The organism is Streptomyces sp. NPDC001970, from assembly GCF_053594115.1.
Window position 1 is genome coordinate 46675 of the sequence record NZ_JBSFDW010000008.1, and the last position, 20642, is coordinate 67316.

A 20642-nucleotide genomic window follows, 5' to 3' on the forward strand; every position below is an offset into this window, starting at 1 on the left:
TGCCGGTGCCGGCCGCCCCCACCGGGCGCGAACTTCCGTTCAACGAAGCGGACGCGTCCCGAGCAGCAAGGATCGACATGGCGTCCAGCCTGACGAAGGACTCCGCCGGGGCCCCCTCCGGCGAGAAGACCTTCTTCGGCCACCCCCGCGGCCTGGCCACCCTCTTCATGACCGAGATGTGGGAGCGCTTCTCCTACTACGGCATGCGGGCCCTTCTCGTTCTGTACCTGGTCTCCGGCGGCGCCGACGCCGCGACGGGCAGCCAGGGCGGCGGGCTCGCGATGACCGCGGTCACGGCCACGGCCATCTACTCCGTCTACGTCTCGATGGTCTACCTCATGGCCATGCCGGGCGGCTGGTTCGGTGACCGCGTCTGGGGTGCTCGCAAGACCGTCGCCATCGCGGGCTTCGTCATCATGGCGGGCCACGTCTCGCTCGCCGTCCCCGGCCAGGCGATGTTCTTCGTCGGTCTCGCGCTCGTCGCGGTCGGCTCGGGTCTGCTGAAGGCCAACATCTCCACGATGGTGGGCCACCTCTACGACGGTCCCGACGACCCGCGCCGTGACGGTGGCTTCACGATCTTCTACATCGGCATCAACCTCGGTGCCTTCGCCGCGCCGCTGATCATCGGCACCGTCGGCGAGAAGCACAACTGGCACCTCGGCTTCCTGCTCGCCGCGGTCGGCATGGCGCTGGGTCTGGCCCAGTTCCTGATCGGCACCCGCAGCCTGAGCCCGAAGAGCAGCGTCGTCCCGAACCCGCTCACCGCGCAGGAGCGCAGGACCATCCTCACGAAGCTCGGCATCGGCACAGCGCTCGTCGCCGCCTTCTACGGCATCGTCGTCGCCGCCGGCGTGTACACCCTGAACTGGGCACTGGTCCCGATCACGCTCGCCGGTCTGATCATCCCGGTCGCCGTGCTGGTCCGCATCAAGCGCGACAAGGACCTGGACAAGGTCGAGCAGTCCAAGGTCTCCGGCTACATCTGGTTCTTCGTCGCCGCCGCCGTCTTCTGGATGATCTACGACCAGGGTGGTTCGACCCTGTCGCTCTTCGCCGACGACAAGACCGCCGACACGCTGTTCGGCCTTGGCTTCCCGGCCACGTGGTTCCAGTCGCTCAACCCGCTGTTCATCATGGCGCTGGCCCCGGTCTTCGCCTGGATGTGGCTGGCGCTCGCGCGCCGCAACAAGGAGCCCAACACCATCGTGAAGTTCGCGATGGCCCTGGTTCTCGTCGGCGCATCGTTCTTCGTCTTCATCGTGCCGATGGGCATGGCGGGCGACGGCACCAAGGTCAGTCCGATGTGGCTGGTCTCGATCTACATGATCCAGACGATCGCCGAGCTGTGCCTGTCACCGGTGGGTCTGTCGGTGACGACGAAGATGGCCCCGCAGAAGTACTCCAGCCAGATGCTGGGCGTGTGGTTCCTGGCCGTGACCGCGGGCGACTGCACCACGGGCCTGCTCGCGCTCGCCGGTGTCGACCTGAACGGTCAGGGCATCATCGCCCTCCAGGCCGCGCTCGCCGTGGTCGCGGGTGTGGCGATCTGGATGTACCGCAAGAAGGTCCAGGCGCTCATGGGCAACGTCCACTGACGCAGTCCGTTCGCGCACGCGCTCCGCGTACGAAGGGCCGCCGCACCCGTGTGGTGCGGCGGCCCTTCGCCGTTGTCAGCGCAGTGTGCCCCGCAGCCTGCGCCACGGCGTGAACGTGAACACCGCGCCGCCCAGCAGGATCACCGTGCCCGCCGCGAGGGCGAGGGCGTGGAGGGCTTCGCCGTCCTCCGCGCCGGTGTCGGCGAGGCCGCCGCCCGAGGCGTCGCCGCCGCCCGCCGAACCGGAGGCTGAGCCGCCCGATGCGCCGCCCGGCTGGGCCGAGGTGTCGAGCTCCAGGGAGACCTCGACGTCTGCGGGCGGGGTGCAGGTCGTCGTCGTACCGAGGGCCATGACCGTGAGGACACCCGGGCTGAGCGTCGACTTTCCGCTGGCGCCCGGCTTGTACGTACCTGTCAGGTCGGGGATCTCGATCGGGTCGCCGGCCTTGATGGGCTCCTGGTTCGTGGGGCCTTCGACGTGGACGAAGCCCGTGTCGGCGCCACCGAGCTCGACCTCCATGGACGGCTTGACGGAGTCGGCCGGGATGTCGGCCGGGCTGTCCATGACCGACTTGGAGAACTTCACGGTGAGGTCGAAGTCCCCGCCGTTCTTCTTGGCGTTGATCCTGACCGGGGAGACCGCGTCCTTGTCGCCGATCGGGGTCTTGCAGGAGTAGGCGACCTGGACCTCCTTGCCCTCGAAGTCGGTCTGGCCGCCACCGCCGCCGGTGCTCCCGCCCGACGTGCTGCCCCCGGAGGTGGTGCCGCCCGAGGTCGTACCGCCGGAGTCGCTGCCGCCGGAGCTGGTCGTACCTCCCGCCGTCGATCCGCCGGAGTCGCTGCCGCCCGAGGTGCCGCCGCCCGTGATCAGGCCGCCCGTGGTGGGCAGACCACCCGTCGTACCGCCCGTGGTGGGCAGACCACCCGTCGTACCGCCCGTCGTCGGCAGACCGCCGGTCGTGCCGCCCGTCGTGCCGCCCCCGCCCTCCGTCACCTTGATCGTCGCAGCCGGCTGCACCGTCTCCTTCGGCGAGCACTTCGTGTCCGTCGAGATCGGTTTGGAGACGTTGATGTTGTACTTGTCCGGTGTCAGCGTGATCTCACCCGGCGCCGTCAGTGTCAGCTTGCCCTTCATGTCGGGCAGCACCATCGGGCTGTTCTTGGGGATCGGCGGGTTCTGCCGCGGGCCCTCCACCGCCAGGTCGGCGGTCTGTGACCCGGCGACCTTGACCGTGCCGGTCGGCTTGACCGTGTCCTTCTCCAGGTCCAGCACGTCGGGGTTCTTGGACGCGGCCTCGACGGTCTTCCAGACGACCTCGATCTCGTCGCCGACCTTCGCCTCGGCGGGTGCGGTGATCTGGACCTTGGTGGTGCCCTGGACGGGCGGCAGGCCGGAGATCGCCGGGGGAATGCACTCCGTCCTGTACGACACCTCGGCGGCGTGGGCCGGTCCCGCGGTCAGCAGGATCCCCGCGCCGCAGAGCATCAGCGCGACCCCCGCCGCGCTCATCCTCCGTTGCGTGCTCACGTGTGTCCCTTCGTTGTGGGTCGGTTCTCTGACGGTGCGGAGTCCGGGGTGAACCACGGCAGGTCGACCGTGGTGGTGGGTACGGTCCGGCCGGCGCCCCTGGCCGGTACGTGGGCCGAAGTGCCGACCGGCGCGTTCCGGTGGCGGCCGCCACCGCCGCGGTGCGGCCGTACGCGGTCCACGACCGCCATTCCGATCCGGAACAGCGCGGTCGGTACGACGACGGCCAGCAGCAGCCAGAAGAGCGTCACGCCCCACGGCCGGCCGACCCCCCAGGGCTGCTCGGCGAGTACCTTCGATCCGTACTTCACGGAGACCTGGTAGTTGCCGTGCGCGCCCGCCGACAGCTGGACGGGCAGCCTGACCTGGGCCTTCTTCCCCGGGTCGATCGTGCCGCGCCACTGTCGCTCCTCCCACTGCGGGGCGAACACGCCGTGCGCGGTGCCGACCTGGAAGACGGGGTTCTCGACCGGGGCCGAGCCGAGATTGCCGACGGTGAAGACGAGCTCGCGGCTCGGCGGGGCGCCGAACCACACGAGCAGCCCGCTCGACCCGCGCAGCTCGACGGTCGCGAGCACGGCGAGCCTTCCGCCGGCGGTGGGCTGCGGAAGCGGGGCGGTGGGGTGGCCGGCCACGGTGAACGGCGCGTCCACGGCGGCCTGTTCCCCGGTGACGGTGGCCACGTGCACGACGCAGGGGCAGGGCTCGGGGGGCTCCGCGACCGGCATCTTCTTGCTGAAGGTGCCCTTGGCGTCGGTGGTGACGGCGCGGCCGTCGGCGTTGGCGCAGGAGTTGGTGCCGCCGATCACGCCTCGCTCGGGCGAGGACTGGCCGCAGATCAGCATCATCAGCAGGGCGCCGGGACGCCAGCCGGTGCCGGTGACGGTGATGTCGCCGCCCTTGCCCGCCTGCTTCTGGGAAAGGCCGACGGCCGGTTCGCCGTCGGCGGCGCGGGCGGCGGGGGCGGCTGCGGTGAGGGCGAGCGCGGCGGCGAGGAGCGCGGTGAGCAGCACCGCGAGTGCGCGGCGCGCGGGTGCGGGGGGCCGTGGCGCCTGCGGGGGGCCCTCTCCCCGTCCCGCCCCTTTCCGAACCGGGGGCAAGCACCCGGGCCCCCGGGCGGCGCCCGGAACCGTCGGGTGGACCCGCGTGTCCGTCCTCGAACGCCGGACGGGCTCGGATCGAACCGGCGCCGTCCCGCCCGCCCGCGTCGGCTCATATCGAACCGGCACCGTCCCGCCCGCCCGCGTCGGCTCATATCGAACCGGCACCGTCCCGCCCGCCCGCGTCGGCTCATATCGAACCGGCACCGTCCCGCCTGCCCCGATGTCCGTCCTCGAACGCCGTACGGGCTCCATGGCCGCGGAGCCCCCTTTCGAGGTCTGGGGCGAAGCCCCGGTCCGGGATGGGGCGCGCCGGGGAAGTGCCCGCCTCAGGCGGGACCACGCCCGGGCGGGCCGGACGGGCCGGATGCGCGTGCCGCCGTTCACGGTTGGACTCCCGCCTCTGCCAAGTGCCGTTCGGTGTCGGTCTGTTCAAGAGCCTCGTCCTCACGGCGGCGCGCGCGCCACAGCGCCACCGCCCCGGCCGCCGCACCGAGGGCGAGCGCGCCGCCCATGACCGCGGCCCACGGGACGTACACCGCGGAGGCCGTGGCCTCGCCGTGCGCGCCGCCCGATGCGGTGACCCGGAGGGTGATGTCGACGGAGTCGAGGACAGGATGATCGGGCCAGGGTTCGGTCAGTTCGACCCGTCGGCCGGGAAGGAGCTCGATGGGCAGCGGGCGGGCCGGGCGTGCGAGAAGTTCGCCGGTGAGGCCGTCGGCGCGGAGGGCGAGGCGTGGGGCGAGGACCGTATTGCCCCGGTTGACCAGGGCGTAGTGGATCCGCTTACCCTCCACGCGGACGTCCTCGACGGTGAGCGCGGCGAGCGTGGGGCCGCTGACGCGGAGATGGAGGCGTACGCCCACCTCGCGGCCGCCGGCCGTCGCGACGATCGCGGCAGGGTGGTCGCCGGGCGTCGCGGACGCCGGAACGGTGACGGCGAAGGGCACATCGGCGCGAGTGCGCGGGGGCACGGTCACCCGCTCCGAGGCGAGGGTGATCCAACTACCGGTGCCCGCACGGGAGGTGCGCACCGCGAACTCGCCGTTCTTCGTGTTGTGGGCCCCGGCCCCGCGCAGCCGCACGGTCAGCGGCTCGGTGCCGCGGTTCGTCACCGACAGCCTGTCCTCCATCACCGTGCCGGGGGCGCCCTCCAGATAGACGTACGGTCTGCTGCCCGCCGCGGGCTCCGCCGTCCAGCCCGGCTCGGCGCCCGGCGCGGCGGGCGCGCGCACAGCTGCGGTCGCGGGTGCGGTCGCGGGTGCGGTCGCGGGTGCGGTCGCGGGTGCGGTCGCGGGTGCGGTCGCGGACACCACACTCAGCAGAGCGGCAGCGGCGGCTGCGGCGGCAACAGCAGTGATCACGGCTCCCCCGCGGTCAGCTCGCGGACCGCGCACCGCGGCGCGTCAGCCACAGAACTCCCGCCGCTCCGGAGAGCAGCACCGTGCCGCCGAGCGTGCCGAGCGCCGGCGCCGAGTCGAGCGGACCGGTCCTGGGCAGCTCGCCCGAGCCCGATGCCGACTGCGCACCGCCGCCGCCCGCTGCCCGGACATCGAGTTCGAGCGACGGCTTCGGGTCGTTCTTGGGCGTGCACGTGGTGGTCGTACCGAGCGCCTTGATGGTCAGCACCCCGGCGGTGAAGGTGACCTTGCCGGTCTTCTTCGGGGTGTACGTACCCGTCAGGTCACTGATCTTGATGGGGGTGTTGGCGGGCACCGCCTCGGGGTTCGGAGGCCCGGACACCTTCAGCGTCCCGCTGTCCGCGCCTCCGAGTTCGATCAGCGCGCTCGGGTTCATCGCGCCCTTGCCGAGCTCGACCGGGCTGGACGAGACGCCCTTCTGGAACGACATCGTGAGCTGATAGCCGGAGCCGCTCTTGACGGCCTTGATGTCGATCGGCGACACGGCGCCCTTCGGCCCGATCGGCGTCTGACACTGGTAGTCCACGTCCACGACCACGGCATGGGCGACGGGGGCGGCCATCAGCACCACCGAGCCCGCCACCGCCGCTGCCAGCGTGAGAGCTGTCCGCTTCTGGTACGACACCTCGAGTTCCCCTCATGCCGGGAAGTCGCCCACACGTTACTGACGACACATCAGATTGGGCGCTCAAGGTACGCCTGGGCCCTGATGGAGGGAAGACAAAGAGCACGGCGGATCGCCGTGCTCCACAACAGCTTCAAATACGGGTTCGAACCGCGGCGTTCCGGCCGCTACGAGGGGGCAGCCAGCTCCGCCCACACCGTCTTGCCGGGAAGCCCCGGGTTACGCAGCACGCCCCAGTCCAGACAGAGCCGCTGGACGATGAACATCCCGTGCCCACCGGGCCGGCCCGCCCGGTGCGGGGTGCGCGGCGCAGGCTGGCCGGTGCCGCGGTCGGAGACCTCCAGGCGCAGCACCTTGGTGTCGCTGGAGACCCGCAGCTCCTCAGGGCCCTCCGCATGCAGGCAGGCATTGGTGACCAGCTCCGACACGACGAGCAGGACGTCCTCGGCGGCGGCTCTGCGGTCGGCGGACGCGGCAGGCAGCCAGCCCCAGTCGTACAGGGCCTGCCGGGTGAAGTCGCGCGCGAGCGGAACGATGCCGCTGGCACTGCCCAGGGAGAGGGCACGCACACGGTCGCCGGGACCGGAGGACATGGCCTCGACGGCGGACGGCTCCGGGCCCGCGCAGTCCGGCTCGGGGCCGCGGTCGCCCGGCGGATGCTGCCGGGTGGTGCTCATCAGCGCTTCACCTCACCGATTCACCGGTTCGCGATGGTTTCAGTACACAGAGTGCAGGAACCTGCACAGTCCGCGGGGGTCTTCTGCCCGGCCGCATCGAGACAACACCCGTCATGCGGCCCGGGCGGTGATCAGTCGGCCAGTGCCGCTCCGAGCGAGTCATGGACGGTGAAGACCGCCTCGGCACCGGTGATCTCGAAGACCCTGGCCACCACGGGCAGCATCCCGGCCAGATGGACGCCTCCTCCGGCCGCCTCGGCCCTGAGCCGGGCCCCGAGGAGCACATTGAGTCCGGTGGAGTCGCAGAACTCGAGGTGTGAGCAGTCCACCACCAAGCGTGTGCGGCCCTGGTCCAGCGCCTCGCCGAGTGGCGCACGCAACAGGTCGGCCGTGTGGTGATCGAGCTCACCCGCCGGTGTCACGACCTCACTGTGGCCCTCGGTGCGAACTTCGACCCGAAGCCGACCCCGATTCGCGCTACCGACCGTCCCGCGGTCCATGAACGTCCTCTTCGCCGATGCCGTTGACGTTCGGAGAACATTACGCCTTCTCTACGGCCCATCGGTAGTCGAACTCCCCCAAAAAACGGGCATATATGACATTTGACACTTGCAACCTTCGGTCAGAAGCGGGTAGGGCTAGTAGGGACACCACCAAGACGGCCGGCTTTGGAGGCGCCGCACACCGCAGCGACACGTACGGCACCGGCAGCCTTATGCCGACAACGATGGAGGACACCCATGTCACCCCGGCTCGACGAAACGCGTACCCCCCACGCGCCGTCGAAACGCCCGAAGCGCCAGTTCGAAGAACCCACCACGCTCGCGCACAGCGAGCAGTACACGCACGCCGAACACCTCGAAGATCTCGAACTCCCCGCGATCCCGCCCTTCGACGAAGTCGGACCGGTCGACGCGCGGGCCCTGTCGAAGACGCTCTTCGCCCGCCTCGACGTCCTCGAGGAAGGCACCCACGAGTACGCGTACGTCCGCAACACCCTCGTCGAACTCAACCTGGCCCTCGTCAAGTTCGCCGCTTCGCGGTTCCGCTCGCGCAGCGAGCCGATGGAGGACATCATCCAGGTCGGCACGATCGGCCTCATCAAGGCGATCGACCGCTTCGAGCTCAGCCGGGGCGTCGAGTTCCCGACCTTCGCGATGCCGACCATAGTCGGCGAGATCAAGCGCTTCTTCCGCGACACCTCGTGGTCCGTGCGCGTCCCACGGCGGCTGCAGGAGCTCCGCCTCGACCTTGCGAAGGCCGGTGACGAACTGGCCCAGCAGCTCGACCGGGCACCCACGGTCGGGGAGCTCGCCGAGCGGCTGGGCATCAGCAACGACGAGGTCGTCGAGGGCATGGCGGCGAGCAACGCGTACACCGCGAGTTCGCTGGACGCCCAGCCGGAGGAGGACGAGACCGAGGGCGCCCTCGCGGATCGCATCGGCTACGAGGACCACGGCCTCGAGGGCATCGAGTACATCGAGTCCCTCAAGCCGCTCATCGCCTCGCTGCCGTCGCGCGACCGCAAGATCCTGTCCCTCCGCTTCGTCGCGGGCATGACCCAGTCGGAGATCGGGGACGAACTCGGCATCTCGCAGATGCATGTGTCGCGACTGCTGTCCCGCACGCTGAGGAGACTGCGAAAGGGCCTCACGATCGAGGAGTGACTCCTGCGGTCCGCCGTCCCCCGCGCGAAGCCATGCGAAGGGTCCATTCCGTCAAGGGATGGGCCCTTCCGCCTTATTGACGGTGCGGTCCGGTATGGGCCACATTGAGCCGGGGCTCTGGGGGGACGGTGTGGCTATGGGGGAGGCGCTGGAAGCGCGGATGCGCGACCGCCTCGGCAGGGAATGTCTGTACGTGCCGTCGTGCCGTCTCGGGCTGTACGTGGCGCTGCGCCACTGGTGCCGGCCCGGCGGACGGGTACTGATGTCGCCGGTCAACGACGACGTCATCTTCTTCGTGGTGCTCGCCGCCGGGCTCCGGCCCGTCCAGGCACCGCTCGATCCGCGGGACGGGTCCGTCGACGTGGCGGCCGTGCCCGACTCCGTGTGGCGCGGCCTGTCCGCGGTCCTCACGACGAATCTCTACGGCAATCCCGACCCGGCACCCGAACTGCGCGCCTGCTGCGACGCGTTGGGCATCCCGCTGCTGGAGGACGCGGCGCACGCGATCGGATCACGGGTGGGCGGGCGGCCGGTCGGCGCGTACGGTGACGCGTCGGTCTTCAGCCTCTCCAAGCACACGGCGGCGAAGACCGGGGGCTTTGTGACCGTCGCCGACCCGGCACTGCGGAAGTCGCTGAAGGAGGCGCGCGACGATCTGCTCGTGCCGTCCCGTCTTTCGTCCGAACTCGCCTATGCCTTACGGCCGTACGCGGAGGCGGGCGTGCGTGGGCTGCGCCTCGTGCGGGCGGCGCGGGCGGTGATGCGGCTGCTCGGGATGGAGGAGCGCGAGGAGATCCGGATGCCGCTGCGCGCGGGAGAACTGAAGCAGGCGGTGGCGGAGGCGCCCGCGCTCGCTCCGTTGCACTCCTGGGTACGCGTCGACATGCACGACTACCGGATCGCGGCAGGACCCGCCCGGCACCGGCGCACCGCCCGGCTGCTGGACCGTCTCGACGAGCGTCTCGCCGCGCATCTCGCCGGCACGGAAAGGCTGTTGGCGAGCCCCTGGGGAGCACCCGGGCCCGGATCCGGCCCCGTCCAGCCGCTGTTCCGCGTCCCGCTCCTCGTCGAGGACCGCGACGCCGCGATCGCCGCACTCGCCCGTCGGCGCATCACCACGGGCTATCTGTACGACCCGCCGCTCGACGACTACGCGTCCGAGCTCTTCACGGACGTCTCCCCCTCCCCCGAACCGGCCCGCTGGTTCGCCCGTCACGCGCTGCCCGCCGACCCGCTCGCGGCGGACCGGATCCTCACGGTGCTGCGGGAGTCGGGGGCGCGGCCGGCAGAGGTCCCGGCAGCCTTCGGCGCCGGACCCCCGCATCCCGAACGCCGGGCCGAGGGCCCGGAGGGCGCGAGCGGTGGCTGAGACGACGCGAGTCCGTCAGACCGCCGATGCCGTCGACAGCGGCGTGGCGCCCCTCCACAGTGAGAAGGGCGCCGGGGCGGCCGGCGGGGACTCGATGTTCCGGAACGCCTATGCGCTGATGCTGTCGACCGGGGTGTCGGCCGCGCTGGGGCTCGGGTTCTGGCTGGTGGCCGCTCGCTACTACACCGAGGAGGCCGTCGGGCAGGGGTCGGCGGCGATCGCGGCGATGAGGCTGCTCGCGTCGATCACGGCGACGACGATGATCGGCGCGGTGGTGCGGTACGTGCCGCGGGCCGGGCGGGCGACCGGGCCACTCGTGTGGCGGGCGTACGCGGCCAGTTCGGCCGTCGTGTGCGTGGCGTGTGCGGTCTTCCTGGTCACGCTGGACCTCTGGGGGCCGTCGTACGCCCCGCTGCGCGGGCTCACCGCCGGGCTCGTCTTCACCGCCGCCTGTGTGGCCTGGGCGCTGCTGACCCTGCAGGACGGGGTGCTGACCGGGCTGCGCAAGGCGGTCTGGGTGCCCGTCGGCAACGCGGTGTTCTCGATCGGCAAGCTGCTGCTGCTCGCCGCGTTCGCCACCGCCATGCCCGTCCTCGGCGTCTTCGTCTCCTGGGCCGCGGCGATCGCCCTCTCCGTACTCCCGCTCGGCTGGCTGGTGTTCCGCCGGCTCATCCCCCGCCAGGCCGCCGCCGACCGGGACCGGGAGCCGCTGCGGCTGCGGGACATCGGGCGGTTCCTGGCCGGGGACTCGGTCGGGGCGCTGTTCTCGCTGGCGATGATCAACCTGCTGCCGGTGATGGTCGCCGTCCGCTTCGACGCCGCGCACAACGGCTTCTTCTACATCGCGTACACCGTCGGCGGCACCATGGAGTTCATGGCCATCAACATGGCCTCCTCGCTCACCGCGCACGCCTCGCACAGCCCCGAGACCCTCGCGGGCGGGGTACGCGGCGCGCTGCGGCGGATGGTGATCCTGCTGGTGCCCGTCGTCCTGGTCCTGGTGGTGTTCGCGCCGCAGATCCTCGCACCGTTCGGCCCGGACTACGCCGCGCACGGCGCGACCGTCCTGCGGCTGCTCGCCGCGGCGGCGCTGCCCCGCGTCGTCGTCGAGCTGTACATCGGGGTGCTGCGCGTCCAGGGGCGCACGGGTGTGCTCGCCGTGCTCCAGGGCGCGATGTGCACGTTGGTGCTGGGCAGCGCCGCGGTGCTGCTCGGGCCCGTCGGGATATCCGGGGCGGGGCTCGCGATGGCGCTGTCGATGACGGTGATGGCCGCCGTGTCCGTGCCGGGGATCCGGGCGGCGCTGGCCGGGCGCGAGCCGAGGCCCTCCAGGCCGGGCAGGCTGTTCGCTCGGCGGCCGACCGCGCCCGAGTACGGCACGAGCTGGGCCCGTCGGGCCGCCGAGCGGCGCGCGGCGACGGCCGCCGAGGGCGGCGGATACGACGCGGAGTGGACGCGGGAGACCGTGTACCTGCGAGGCGTGCACGAGACGGCGACTCCGGCGTTCGGGATCCCCGTGCACGTGGCGGAGCAGCCCCGCGACCCCGCCGGGCAGGAGTCGCGCGGGGACGAATCCTGGCTCGCGACCTGGCTGTGGCTGCTTCTCGGGCTCGCCGCAGGGCTGTTCTGGATCCCGCTGTCCCGGGCCGACGACGTCGGCGCCGAGCGGCTGTCCGGCACAGAACTGCTCCACGCGGTGCCCCCGGTCACCGTCACCGCGGGCGTCCTGCTGATCGTCGTCCACTGCGCCGCCGTGTCGCTGCACCGCCTGCGGCCCGTGCTGCTCACCGCCGGTCTGCTGACCACCTTCGCCGCGCTCCACAGCGCGCCGCCGCTGCTCGGCATCAGCCCCCAGCCCGCCGGCGGGGCCTGGCTCGGGGCGCTCGCGGACCTGCTCGCGGACGTGGCCGGGCTGGACGGCCCGAAGGGCGTCCTGGCCGTCCTGCCCGCCGTGCTCCAGCTCCTCTGCCTGGCGCTCGCCGCCGTGTCGATGCACGCCGTCGGCGCACCGGAACGGCTCACGGCGGGCGCCGTGTGGGTGCTGGCGGTGGCGGGCTGGGCGGCGCAGGACGCCGTGGCGACGGCCGCGCTGCCGGTGTTCACCAGCGCCTTCGCGACGGCTGTCGCGTCGCTGGCGTACCGGCGCTTCAGCGGGTCGGGACGGGCTGCTTGAAGTAGGGGTCCCGGCCCGCCTCGCGGTAACCCTCGAGACCTGGCCCGTCGTTGACGGTGAGGTCGCAGCCCACGCCCGGCACCGGACGGTTCCAGTGCACCAGCGCCCGCACGCGCGGCAGGGTGGGGACGACCTCGGGGATGCGGGCGTACCAGTCGCGCTGGCGCCGCGGCTGCGTCGGATCGGGGGCGGTGGCGAACTCGGCGAGCATGATCGGCTTCCGGTCCGAGATGTTGGCGCGCAGCCAGTCGTACGAGGGCCGCTGACTGCGGTCGAAGTCGAGCCAGTTCGGCGACTTGTGGCAGAGGTAGTAGTTGTACTGGTCCATGCCGATCCAGTCGACGTACTCGTCCCCCGGATAGAGCTGCTTCATCTGCTCCGCGTGGCCGAGGTAGCCGGAGACCGTCCACACCCACACCACATTGTCGACGCCCAGCTCCGCGAACCGGTCGTGGATGTGACGGTAGGCGGCGACGAACTCCTCGGGGGTGCCCGCGCCCTCCTTGATGCGGAAGTCGGTCTCCTGGTCGAAGGAGACGAAGATCCGCTTGCCGTACGCCTTGAGACGGCGGGCCTGCGGATCGATGATGTCGCGGTCGTACTTCCCTGACGCGATGTTCTTCCAGCCGAGCTGGGTCTCGGTCCAGCCCGCGTGGTGCGGCTCGGTCCACACCGTGGACTCCCAGGCCAGCATCAGCAGCCGGTCCCGGCCGAGCTCCTGCTCGTCGGCGGTGAGGAGCTCGCCGTCGAGCGGGCTGTTCGACATGTCGTGGTAGTTGTAGACGAGATCGAGCTTGCGGCCGATCTTCTTCTCGAACGCGTACACGGCTTCGGTGAGGGAGCCGCTCCGTGCGTACGGGACGTACGCACCCCACCAGGCCCCGCAGCGCGGCTCCAGCGTCCCGGTGGGGGCGCAGGACCCGTCGGGTAACGCCCCCGACGCCGCGTTGCCGGGCAGTCCATGATCGCCCGAGGGCCCGGCATCGTCCTCCTTTCCGTCGGATGCGGCGATCCACACCCCGATTCCGGCGAGCAACGCCCCGACGGCCGCGAGGACGAGTGCCATGTACGTGCCTGTCCATCGTTCGCCACGTGTGTGACGCCCTGTCATCGGGCCCTCCCGGGGAGGGGTTTGATGCGCTCGGCCGCCCCTCTGGTGGCCGCCGGCAGCGGCACACCCGGCAGCGCTGCGGCCACCGTCGCGAACGCCGCCAGCGCCACCAGGAAGGCGGTCGAGGAGAACGCGTCCACCAGGAAGAGCGAGGTGGCGGTGAGCGCCCCGAGCGACAGGCTGAGGGGCGCGGCCAGCGCCAGCGCCTCCAGCCGGGCGCCCGGGCGCAGTTCGCGCGGCTGTGGGTACAGCAGCGCGAGGCCCGGCCCGAGCGTGACGAAGGCCAGCACCGGGATCCAGCGCAGCGGCGAACCGCCGGGGAGCGCGGTGGCGGCGAGCGCGAGCCAGCCGGAGGCGGCGAGGGCGGCGCGTGCGGCTCTGGACTGTGCGGGGTTCAGTTGCATGGCGACCTCCATGTCACCGGGACCGGGCTGGACGCACGGGTACGGGCACCCGCACCGTGGGTTGTGCCACCTTCCCCCAGAGCTTCTGCCCGGGAGCTTCGCCCGGGAGGTGCTCCCGGGCGATGTCGGCGGCCCTGCGGAACGAATGCCCACATCCGCTAGTCATCGACATACCGCAGGACCAGCCCGTGCTCGCTCTCCTCCACCACGCGGAAGAGCGGGGACGCCTTCAGGTCGGCTTTCAGCGTGGCGAAGCGGCCTGGGGGCAGATAGCCCTCGCCGGTGACCGCCTTCTCCTGGGTCGGGGTGAGGATCACGTACGCGACCCGGCCCTCGGGGATCCCGCGGGCCAGATGGCCCGCCGGGTCCTGGAGCAGCTTCAGGTTCTCCGGCACGTCCTGCTCGGTGAAGAACCAGCGCTCGTAGTGGTCGTAGCGGTGGTACGCGCCCGGGAACGACCCCGTCGTCGCGAGGATCAGTGCCCCGTCCGGGGCCCGGTCGTACGCCCGCCGGGTGAGCGCGATCTCGGCGGGCGGGGCGTAGTGCATGCCTTCCTTGCCGTAGTACGAAGGCAGGAAGCCGACGAGCAGCGCAGTGAGCACGACGGGCAGGGCGACGACGGAAACCCTGCGCGCGGCCTTCAGCGCCCGCCCCGCGCCGCCGACCGCCGGGACGAGAGCGGCCGCCGCGAAGAACGCGGTCCCCGGCAGCCCGAACAGATAGACACGGAAGAGCATCTCCCCGCCGTAGTCGTTGACGGCGAACATCGGTACGGGTGCGGCCGCGGCCAGCAGCAGCGGCAGCGCGCTGCGGGTCAGTCGGCGCCGCAGCAGCACCGCCGCCCCGGCGAGCAGGGCCAGGGCCAGCACCATCAGGATGTTGGCGGTACCGACGAGCTCGGGGCCGGGACCGGTCGGCTCGCCCGCGTACCCGGCACGGGAGTTGGAGAGCAGATCGCCCGCCGAGTCGCGCAGGGTGCCGAGCGTCTCCAGGAACAGCACCCGTCCCATCGTCAGGTCCCAGACCAGCATGATCAGGCCGGCGACGGCGAGCAGGCCCCAGTTGCGGTAGCGGCGCGTGAGGCTCAGCGCGAAGAGCGTGGCGCACAGCATCACGGGGGTGAGCTGGTGCGAGGCGTTGATCGCGCCGATCAGCGGGGCGACGATCACGACCGCGATCGCCCGCTGCCGGGTGCCGGTGGGCGGCGGCACGGCGGCCGCGGCCGGGTCGAGCCCGCTGCGGTCCCGCAGCGGTCCCGCCGATCCGGGCCGGACGAAGTGCCGCACCACGACCGCGATCACGGTCAGATAGAGCAGGTAGGAGAAGCCCTGCGGGGAGAGATAGTCCTGGCCCACCCAGTTGGCCAGCTGGAAGATCCAGACGGCCGTCCACACGAGCCGCCAGTCGTCGCTGAAGGTGCGGTAGATCAACACCAGCACCGGCAGGGTGAGCACGCCGAGCGCGACGGGCGCCCAGTTGACGTACGAGGCGGCTCCCTCGACCCCGAAGGCCTTCACCAGGGCCGCGTTGAGGGAGAAGAAGCCCGGCCACTGGTCGTACGCGGACATGCCGCCGGACAGCTCGGCGGTCGGGTCGACCGTGCCCTCCGTGAGGAGCCGCGCGATCACCTCGTCGTGCTTGGACGCCCAGGCGTAGCGCACCGAGTCGTACAGCACCGCGGGCGGCGCCTTGAGCGCCACGAGCATTGCGACGCAGTAGGTGACCGGCCACCAGGGTGCGGTCCCGGCGCGGCGCAGGGCGACGAGGAAGCCGCCGGTGAGGACGGCGAGCGCGACGTGGAAAGTGAGCGGGAACCGGTCCAGCAGGCCGTAGTCGCCGATGTCGCGGAAGCCGATGCGGGGCAGGGCGTGGAGCCACAGTCCCGCGGCCACGAGCAGCGGCAGCAGACTGAAGAGGGTCTGCGGGCCGAACAGGTGGAGCCGTCTTCGAACGGGTTGCGCGGGCGGCGGCGCCGCCGCGGTGTCGTCGGGCTCGGCGGGAGGCAGCACGCTGCTCCCGGTGACCGATGTGGGCACGCGTTGCTGCTGCACTGTGCGACTCCCCCCACGGATGTGGTCGCGGCCGTCACGCCGCTGTCCCCTTCAGCGAAGTATAGGAACCTGTACCGCATTTGACCCGGCTCATCACCTGTCTCACCCCGCGAATTCGGGGCCTTTCACCGCCGCCCGCGCCCTTCGGTACATCCGCCAGCCCATCGTGGCCGGCGAGTCCGGGTACGGGGCGACCCGTGCGCCCGTACCGTCCATCCAGGCCTCGACGTCGGCGACGGTGTGGCCCCGGCGCAGGATCAGCCGGGCGATGCGGAACGCCTCGTCCGTCTCCGAGCTGAGTGCGTGCCGTACGGCGACGGCGGACTCGTAGCCGGCGGCCCGGGCGGCCCGGCGCACGGCCCGGCTGTTGTAGCCGTGCGGGTAGGCGAGATGCCGCACCTCGTGGCCGAGGGCGTCCTCCAGGACCTGCTTGGAGTGGCGCAGTTCGTGCCGCAGCCGCCGTGCCCCCAGCGTGTCCAGCTGCGGGTGGGTGACCGTGTGCCCGCCGACCTCCATGCCGTACTGCTCCAGCAGCGGTGCCTGCGCGAGCGTCATCATCGGCGCGGGCGGCAGCAGACTGCCGAGGCCGGGCGTGATGGCGCCGGTGGTGAGGTACGCGGTGGCGGGCAGCTCGCGGGAGGCGAGCGCCTCGGCGGTGGGTCCCGGGAGATCGGCGAAGCCGTCGTCGAAGGTGAGCACGACGGGCCGGGGCGGGAGTTCGCCGCGTCCGGCGAGATGGTCGGCGAGCGCGCCGATCCGGACCGGGGTGCGGCCGCTCGCGACGATCGCGTCGAGCTGGGCGCCGAACTCCTTCGGGCTGACGGTGAATTCGGCGATCCAGTCCGGCGGGTCGTCCATCACGGCGTGGTAGAGCAGCACGGGTATGCGAGGTGCCCGGGGTGTGGGGAGCGTCCGGGGTGTCCCGGGTGTCCCGGATGTCTGGGGCGTCCCGGGCGTCCCGGGTATCCCGGGTATCCCGGGTATCCCGGATGTCCGGGGTGTCCGAGGTGTCCCGGATGTTCTGGATATCCGGGGTATCCCGGGTGTCCGGGGTGTCCGGGGTGTGCTCATCGGCCCTCCCAGGGAAGCGGTGTGCCGCGCACCCGGCGCCGGGCCTTGGCGTACCCGAGCGGCCCGTACAGCATGCCCCGACGCTCCAGCCGGGAGAGGCTGCGCGGCCATGGATAGGTGGGGGTGCCGTGCTCGCCGGGCACCCCCTCGCCGCCCTCACGGTGGGCGGTCATCGCCCGTGCGTGGGCGAGTCCGCGCGGCACCCGGGCGAGGAGCGCCGGCAGCAGGGCGGGGCGGCGGGCGAGGAGCGCGGTGAGATACGCAGTGAGCCCTGCACCGTAGCCGTACGCCTGGTTGCGCAGGTCCTGCGGGGTCTCCCGGTGGTGGTGCCAGACCAGCGCGTCCGGGGTGTACCGCAGCCGGTGGCCGTCGGCGAGGATCCGCGCGAACGCGTACAGGTCGTCGCCGCCGCGCGCGGGGGTGCCGGTACCGGTGGCCGGGTCGAAGCCGCCGACGGCCTTGAGCGCGCCCGTGCGGAACGCCATGTTGGCGCCGGAGCCGAAACGGCCCGCGGTGAACGGGAACAGCGGCTCGTCGGCGGGCGGGCGCGCCGGGTCATAGGTGCGGGGCGCGAAGCCCTTGGCGAAACCGCCGTGGCTTTCGAGGAGGATCTGCGCGGGCGTCGTGAGCTGCGCCGGGAGGATCAGGCCCGTGACGCAGCCGATGCGCGGGTCCTCGGCGAACGGCGTGCCGAGCGCGGTGAGCCAGTGCGGGTCGGCGACGACGTCGTCGTCCGTGAAGGCGATCACGGAGCCGTCGGCGGCGGCGACACCCCGGTTGTGGGCGGCGGCCAGTCCGGCCACGGGCTCGCGCACATAGCGGACCTGGTCCATGTACGTGTGCTCGACGAGATCCCGGGTGGCGTCGGTGACCGGCGCGTTGTCGACGACGACGATCTCGAAGTCCGGGTGGTCCTGGACGAGGAGGGAGTCGAGGGCATGGGCGAGCCGGCCCGCGCGCTCGCGCGTGGCGACGACGACGCTCGTGCGGGGCAGGTCGCCGTACGGCCCGGGCGCGGGCGCCCGCATCCCGCCCAGCCGGTCCCGGGCGAGCGCGGCAAGCGCCTCGGCCGGGTCGGTACCCTCGGGGACGGTCCCGGTCAGGGTCGCGACGGGGCGGCCGCGGAGGCGTACGAGCACGAACACCTCGCCTGCGGTGACGGGCGCCCCTCCGGGCCCGGGGCGCAGCGAGAGCACCCGGGCAGGGTCGGCGGAGTCGGGCGTGTCGAGGTCGAGTTCGGCGACCTGCATGCTGCGGAGTCTGTGCGGGCGGTTCGGACTGTGCGGCATGTGCGTCCCCCCGATGCTGGGATGTGGGTGCCGGTCAGTGGCGCCGCAGGCGGCCGACCCGGCTCAGCGCCTGCTGCGCGTATCCGGCGAGCCGTGGCCGGTTCCGTACGTAGCTGTGGGCACGGCGGGCGGGCTCGCGGCTCAGCCAGTAGAGCGCCGCCCCGGCCCCCGCGCGCGTGGAGGAGCCTTCGTGGACGCGGAGTTCCCCGGTCTTCAGGGCGTCCTTGTACTCGGCGGCGCCGCGGCCGAGGTCGAGCATGCCGATGCCTTCGCCCGCGGCGGCCTCGGCCATCCGCAGATGCAGGATCAGCCCCGGCGAGTACTTCGCGAACTCGGTGTCGTACGACGGGAACCAGCAGGACAGCACGGTGCGCGAGCGCAGCCCGAAGTGCGCGGCGACGGGCCGGTCCGCGGCGTACAGCACCGACAGGACCCCGGAGCAGCCGGGCGTGCGGGTCTCGTGCAGCCGCCGCACCAGCGTGCTGATCCACTCCCGCGCGAAGCGGTCGCGGCGGCCGGTCCTGCGGTACTGCGCGGACTTCCACTCCATGAGGGTGCGCAGCGCGGCCGGGTCGCGCTCGTCGAAGACGAACCGCGTCTCCCCTGCCTGCCGCCCGAGCTTTCGCTCCTTGGCGGTGGTGGTCCGGTAGAACTTGGGCGAGCGGTCCCGCAGCCGCTCCACGTACGCCGCGTAACCCTCCCCGACGTCGATCACCGGCGAGGCGAATTCCTCCACACCATCGGGCACGAAGAGGGTCTGCCCCGCCTCCAGATTGTCGAACTCCCAGGCGGACAGCCCGCATGCGCGGAGCAGCTCACGGGAGGCCAGCCGCAGCCCGGGCCGCAGCACCACGCCCTGGCAGTCGGACACGCCGAGCCCGATGGCCCTGCCGTGTCCGAACGGCCCTCTCTCGTACGGGAAGAACCCGGCCGGAACCCCGTCGTCCGCGATGACCGCGACCCGCGCGCCGGGCCGGACGCCCGCGACCGCCAGGGTGAACTCCGGTTCCATGAACGGATTGGCGGGGGCGCCGGACTTGGCGCGCAGCTCGCGCCAGGACTCGGTCTCCCCCTCGTCGAGCTCCCCGGGTTTCACGACACGAATGTGCACACCGCTCAACACGACCCCCCGGCCCCGGACTTCCCTCTCGAGCTTCCCCCTCGAGCTTCCCCGGACAGGACGGTACCGGCCGAAATCCCCCGGGGATAGGGCGAGCGGGTCAAGCCGTGACCAAGCCGTGAAGCGATGTAAAGCTCTGTGAAGGGTGGGGCGAAAGGGACCGGGTGCTCTGGGTGGAGCTCACTCCCCCAGCGCCGCCCGTACGGCCGCCTCCGCATGCAGCCGGGTCGTCGCGAAGACCGGAACGGGGCTGTCCTCGGGGCGGATCAGCAGCTCGATCTCGGTGCAGCCGAGGATGATCCCCTCGGCGCCCTGCTCCACCAGCTCGCCGATGACGCGCTGGTAGGCGCGCCGCGACTCCTCCCGTACGACTCCGAGGCACAGTTCCTCGTAGATGACGCGGTGCACTTCCGCGCGGCCCGCGGCGTCGGGGGTGAGCACCTCGAGTCCGTGCCCGGCCAGCCGGTCGCGGTAGAAGTCCTGCTCCATCGTGAAGGCGGTGCCGAGCAGCCCCGCCTTTGCGACACCGACGGCCTTCACTGCCTCCGCGGTGGCATCGCCCAGGTGCAGCAGCGGTACGGGGACGGCGGCGGCGACCTGGTCGGCGACCTTGTGCATGGTGTTCGTGCAGATCAGCAGGAAGTCCGCGCCCGCGGCCGCCAGCCCGCGAGCGGCTTCGGCGAGGATCTCCCCGGCCTGGTCCCACTCCCCGGCGACCTGGAGCTCCTCGATCTCGGCGAAGTCGACGGAGTGCAGGATGCAGCGGGCGGAGTGCAGCCCGCCGGCCCGCTCCCGTACGAGCTCGTTCAGGAGCCGGTAGTACTCGGCGCTGGACTCCCAGCTCATGCCGCCGATCAGGCCGATGGTCTTCATGGCTTCACGCGATGTCGACCGTGAAGGTCGACGTGCTGCCGTCCTCGGCGGTCAGCGTGACCGGCCCGAACGTGATGACCGGGATCGAGCTGCCGCCCGACCCCCGGTAGAAGCCCGCGGCCTTGGTGATCCTGACGGCCAGAGCGGCCAGTGTCGCCGCCTGCTGCTCGTCGGCATCGACCTTCGGCTCGGTGAGGGCGAGATGGCCGTGAGCCTCCGCCCAGTCGCGGACGGCGCGGGCGTCGCGGCTCATCTCGGGGAGGACGCTCTGGTTGGCCCACGCCCAGAGCCACGAGCCCGCCGTGGGGTTGTAACTGCCGAGGATCTGCGCCGACGCGGTGGCGACCTTGTCAGGGAACGTCCAGGTGATGACGCCGGTGCGCTGATCAAGCCCCCACCGATCCGCCGAACCGAGCCCCCAGGACATGTGCGCCCGGGCCAACTGGTCGATCATGTCCTCGCCCTGCAGGAGCAGGGTGCTCAGGTCGGTCTGATCGACGTGATCGGCACCTGCCGTGGCGCCCTCCGGGTCCGGCTTGCGGGCTCGCTCGAACATTCCCATGCCG

The 20642-nt window shown here is 71.9% G+C and carries 18 protein-coding genes; 4 read left to right on the forward strand and 14 right to left on the reverse strand.

Annotated features, from left to right (window positions below; translation table 11 throughout):
- The first annotated feature begins 77 nt into the window (after nucleotides 1-77).
- Nucleotides 78-1598, forward strand: coding sequence for a peptide MFS transporter (locus tag ACWCP0_RS12585; protein ID WP_451078806.1), 1521 nt, complete (start codon nucleotides 78-80; stop codon nucleotides 1596-1598).
- A gap of 75 nt (nucleotides 1599-1673) precedes the next feature.
- Here ACWCP0_RS12585 and ACWCP0_RS12590 read toward each other — a convergent pair whose 3' ends face one another.
- From ACWCP0_RS12590 to ACWCP0_RS12615, 6 genes are all read right to left on the reverse strand, one after another.
- Nucleotides 1674-3107, reverse strand: coding sequence for a hypothetical protein (locus tag ACWCP0_RS12590; protein ID WP_451078981.1), 1434 nt, complete (start codon nucleotides 3105-3107; stop codon nucleotides 1674-1676).
- A 14-nt stretch (nucleotides 3108-3121) separates the two neighbouring features.
- Nucleotides 3122-4138 (reverse strand): neocarzinostatin apoprotein domain-containing protein, encoded by a 1017-nt coding sequence (locus ACWCP0_RS12595; protein WP_451078807.1) that lies wholly within the window; start codon nucleotides 4136-4138, stop codon nucleotides 3122-3124.
- 470 nt (nucleotides 4139-4608) lie between these two features.
- Complete coding sequence (locus tag ACWCP0_RS12600; protein ID WP_451078808.1) at nucleotides 4609-5589, reverse strand: COG1470 family protein; 981 nt, start codon at nucleotides 5587-5589, stop codon at nucleotides 4609-4611.
- Nucleotides 5590-5602: 13 nt separating this feature from the next.
- Nucleotides 5603-6271, reverse strand: a complete 669-nt coding sequence (locus ACWCP0_RS12605) for a peptidase (protein WP_451078809.1) — start codon at nucleotides 6269-6271, stop codon at nucleotides 5603-5605.
- A gap of 167 nt (nucleotides 6272-6438) precedes the next feature.
- Nucleotides 6439-6948 carry an ATP-binding protein gene (locus tag ACWCP0_RS12610; protein WP_451078810.1) on the reverse strand — a complete coding sequence of 170 codons (510 nt, stop codon included), beginning with the start codon at nucleotides 6946-6948 and terminating at the stop codon, nucleotides 6439-6441.
- Nucleotides 6949-7079: 131 nt separating this feature from the next.
- The gene (locus tag ACWCP0_RS12615; RefSeq protein WP_451078811.1) at nucleotides 7080-7448 is read right to left on the reverse strand and encodes an STAS domain-containing protein; all 369 of its coding nucleotides are present in this window, start codon (nucleotides 7446-7448) and stop codon (nucleotides 7080-7082) included.
- Nucleotides 7449-7688: 240 nt separating this feature from the next.
- Here ACWCP0_RS12615 and ACWCP0_RS12620 point away from each other — a divergent pair, with 240 nt between their 5' ends.
- The 3 genes from ACWCP0_RS12620 to ACWCP0_RS12630 all read left to right on the forward strand — a co-directional run bounded on the left by ACWCP0_RS12620 (nucleotide 7689) and on the right by ACWCP0_RS12630 (nucleotide 12157).
- Nucleotides 7689-8615: an RNA polymerase sigma factor SigF gene (locus ACWCP0_RS12620; RefSeq protein ID WP_451078812.1), complete on the forward strand. Its 927-nt coding sequence runs from the start codon at nucleotides 7689-7691 to the stop codon at nucleotides 8613-8615.
- Nucleotides 8616-8775: 160 nt separating this feature from the next.
- Nucleotides 8776-9984: a DegT/DnrJ/EryC1/StrS family aminotransferase gene (locus tag ACWCP0_RS12625; protein ID WP_451078982.1), complete on the forward strand. Its 1209-nt coding sequence runs from the start codon at nucleotides 8776-8778 to the stop codon at nucleotides 9982-9984.
- Nucleotides 9977-12157, forward strand: coding sequence for a lipopolysaccharide biosynthesis protein (locus tag ACWCP0_RS12630; RefSeq protein WP_451078813.1), 2181 nt, complete (start codon nucleotides 9977-9979; stop codon nucleotides 12155-12157). Before ACWCP0_RS12625 ends, ACWCP0_RS12630 begins: the two co-directional genes overlap by 8 nt.
- Here the strand turns inward: ACWCP0_RS12630 and ACWCP0_RS12635 are convergent.
- The 8 genes from ACWCP0_RS12635 to ACWCP0_RS12670 form a co-directional block, all read right to left on the reverse strand.
- Nucleotides 12132-13223: a glycoside hydrolase family 26 protein gene (locus tag ACWCP0_RS12635; RefSeq protein ID WP_451078814.1), complete on the reverse strand. Its 1092-nt coding sequence runs from the start codon at nucleotides 13221-13223 to the stop codon at nucleotides 12132-12134. The two genes, ACWCP0_RS12630 and ACWCP0_RS12635, sit on opposite strands and share 26 nt — an antisense overlap.
- A 41-nt stretch (nucleotides 13224-13264) precedes the next feature.
- On the reverse strand, nucleotides 13265-13672 hold the full coding sequence (locus tag ACWCP0_RS12640) for a hypothetical protein (RefSeq protein ID WP_451078815.1): 408 nt from the start codon (nucleotides 13670-13672) through the stop codon (nucleotides 13265-13267).
- A 158-nt stretch (nucleotides 13673-13830) separates the two neighbouring features.
- Nucleotides 13831-15723 carry a hypothetical protein gene (locus ACWCP0_RS12645; RefSeq protein ID WP_451078816.1) on the reverse strand — a complete coding sequence of 631 codons (1893 nt, stop codon included), beginning with the start codon at nucleotides 15721-15723 and terminating at the stop codon, nucleotides 13831-13833.
- Between the two features lie 102 nt (nucleotides 15724-15825).
- Nucleotides 15826-16602: a polysaccharide deacetylase family protein gene (locus ACWCP0_RS12650; RefSeq protein ID WP_451078817.1), complete on the reverse strand. Its 777-nt coding sequence runs from the start codon at nucleotides 16600-16602 to the stop codon at nucleotides 15826-15828.
- Nucleotides 16603-16790: 188 nt separating this feature from the next.
- Entirely contained in the window at nucleotides 16791-18044 is a 1254-nt protein-coding gene (locus tag ACWCP0_RS12655) for a glycosyltransferase (protein ID WP_451078818.1), read from the reverse strand.
- 73 nt (nucleotides 18045-18117) lie between these two features.
- Nucleotides 18118-19194: a GNAT family N-acetyltransferase gene (locus tag ACWCP0_RS12660; protein WP_451078819.1), complete on the reverse strand. Its 1077-nt coding sequence runs from the start codon at nucleotides 19192-19194 to the stop codon at nucleotides 18118-18120.
- 189 nt (nucleotides 19195-19383) lie between these two features.
- Nucleotides 19384-20076 carry an aspartate/glutamate racemase family protein gene (locus tag ACWCP0_RS12665; protein ID WP_451078820.1) on the reverse strand — a complete coding sequence of 231 codons (693 nt, stop codon included), beginning with the start codon at nucleotides 20074-20076 and terminating at the stop codon, nucleotides 19384-19386.
- A gap of 4 nt (nucleotides 20077-20080) precedes the next feature.
- Nucleotides 20081-20638, reverse strand: coding sequence for a DUF6882 domain-containing protein (locus tag ACWCP0_RS12670; RefSeq protein ID WP_451078821.1), 558 nt, complete (start codon nucleotides 20636-20638; stop codon nucleotides 20081-20083).
- Nucleotides 20639-20642: the final 4 nt, after the last annotated feature.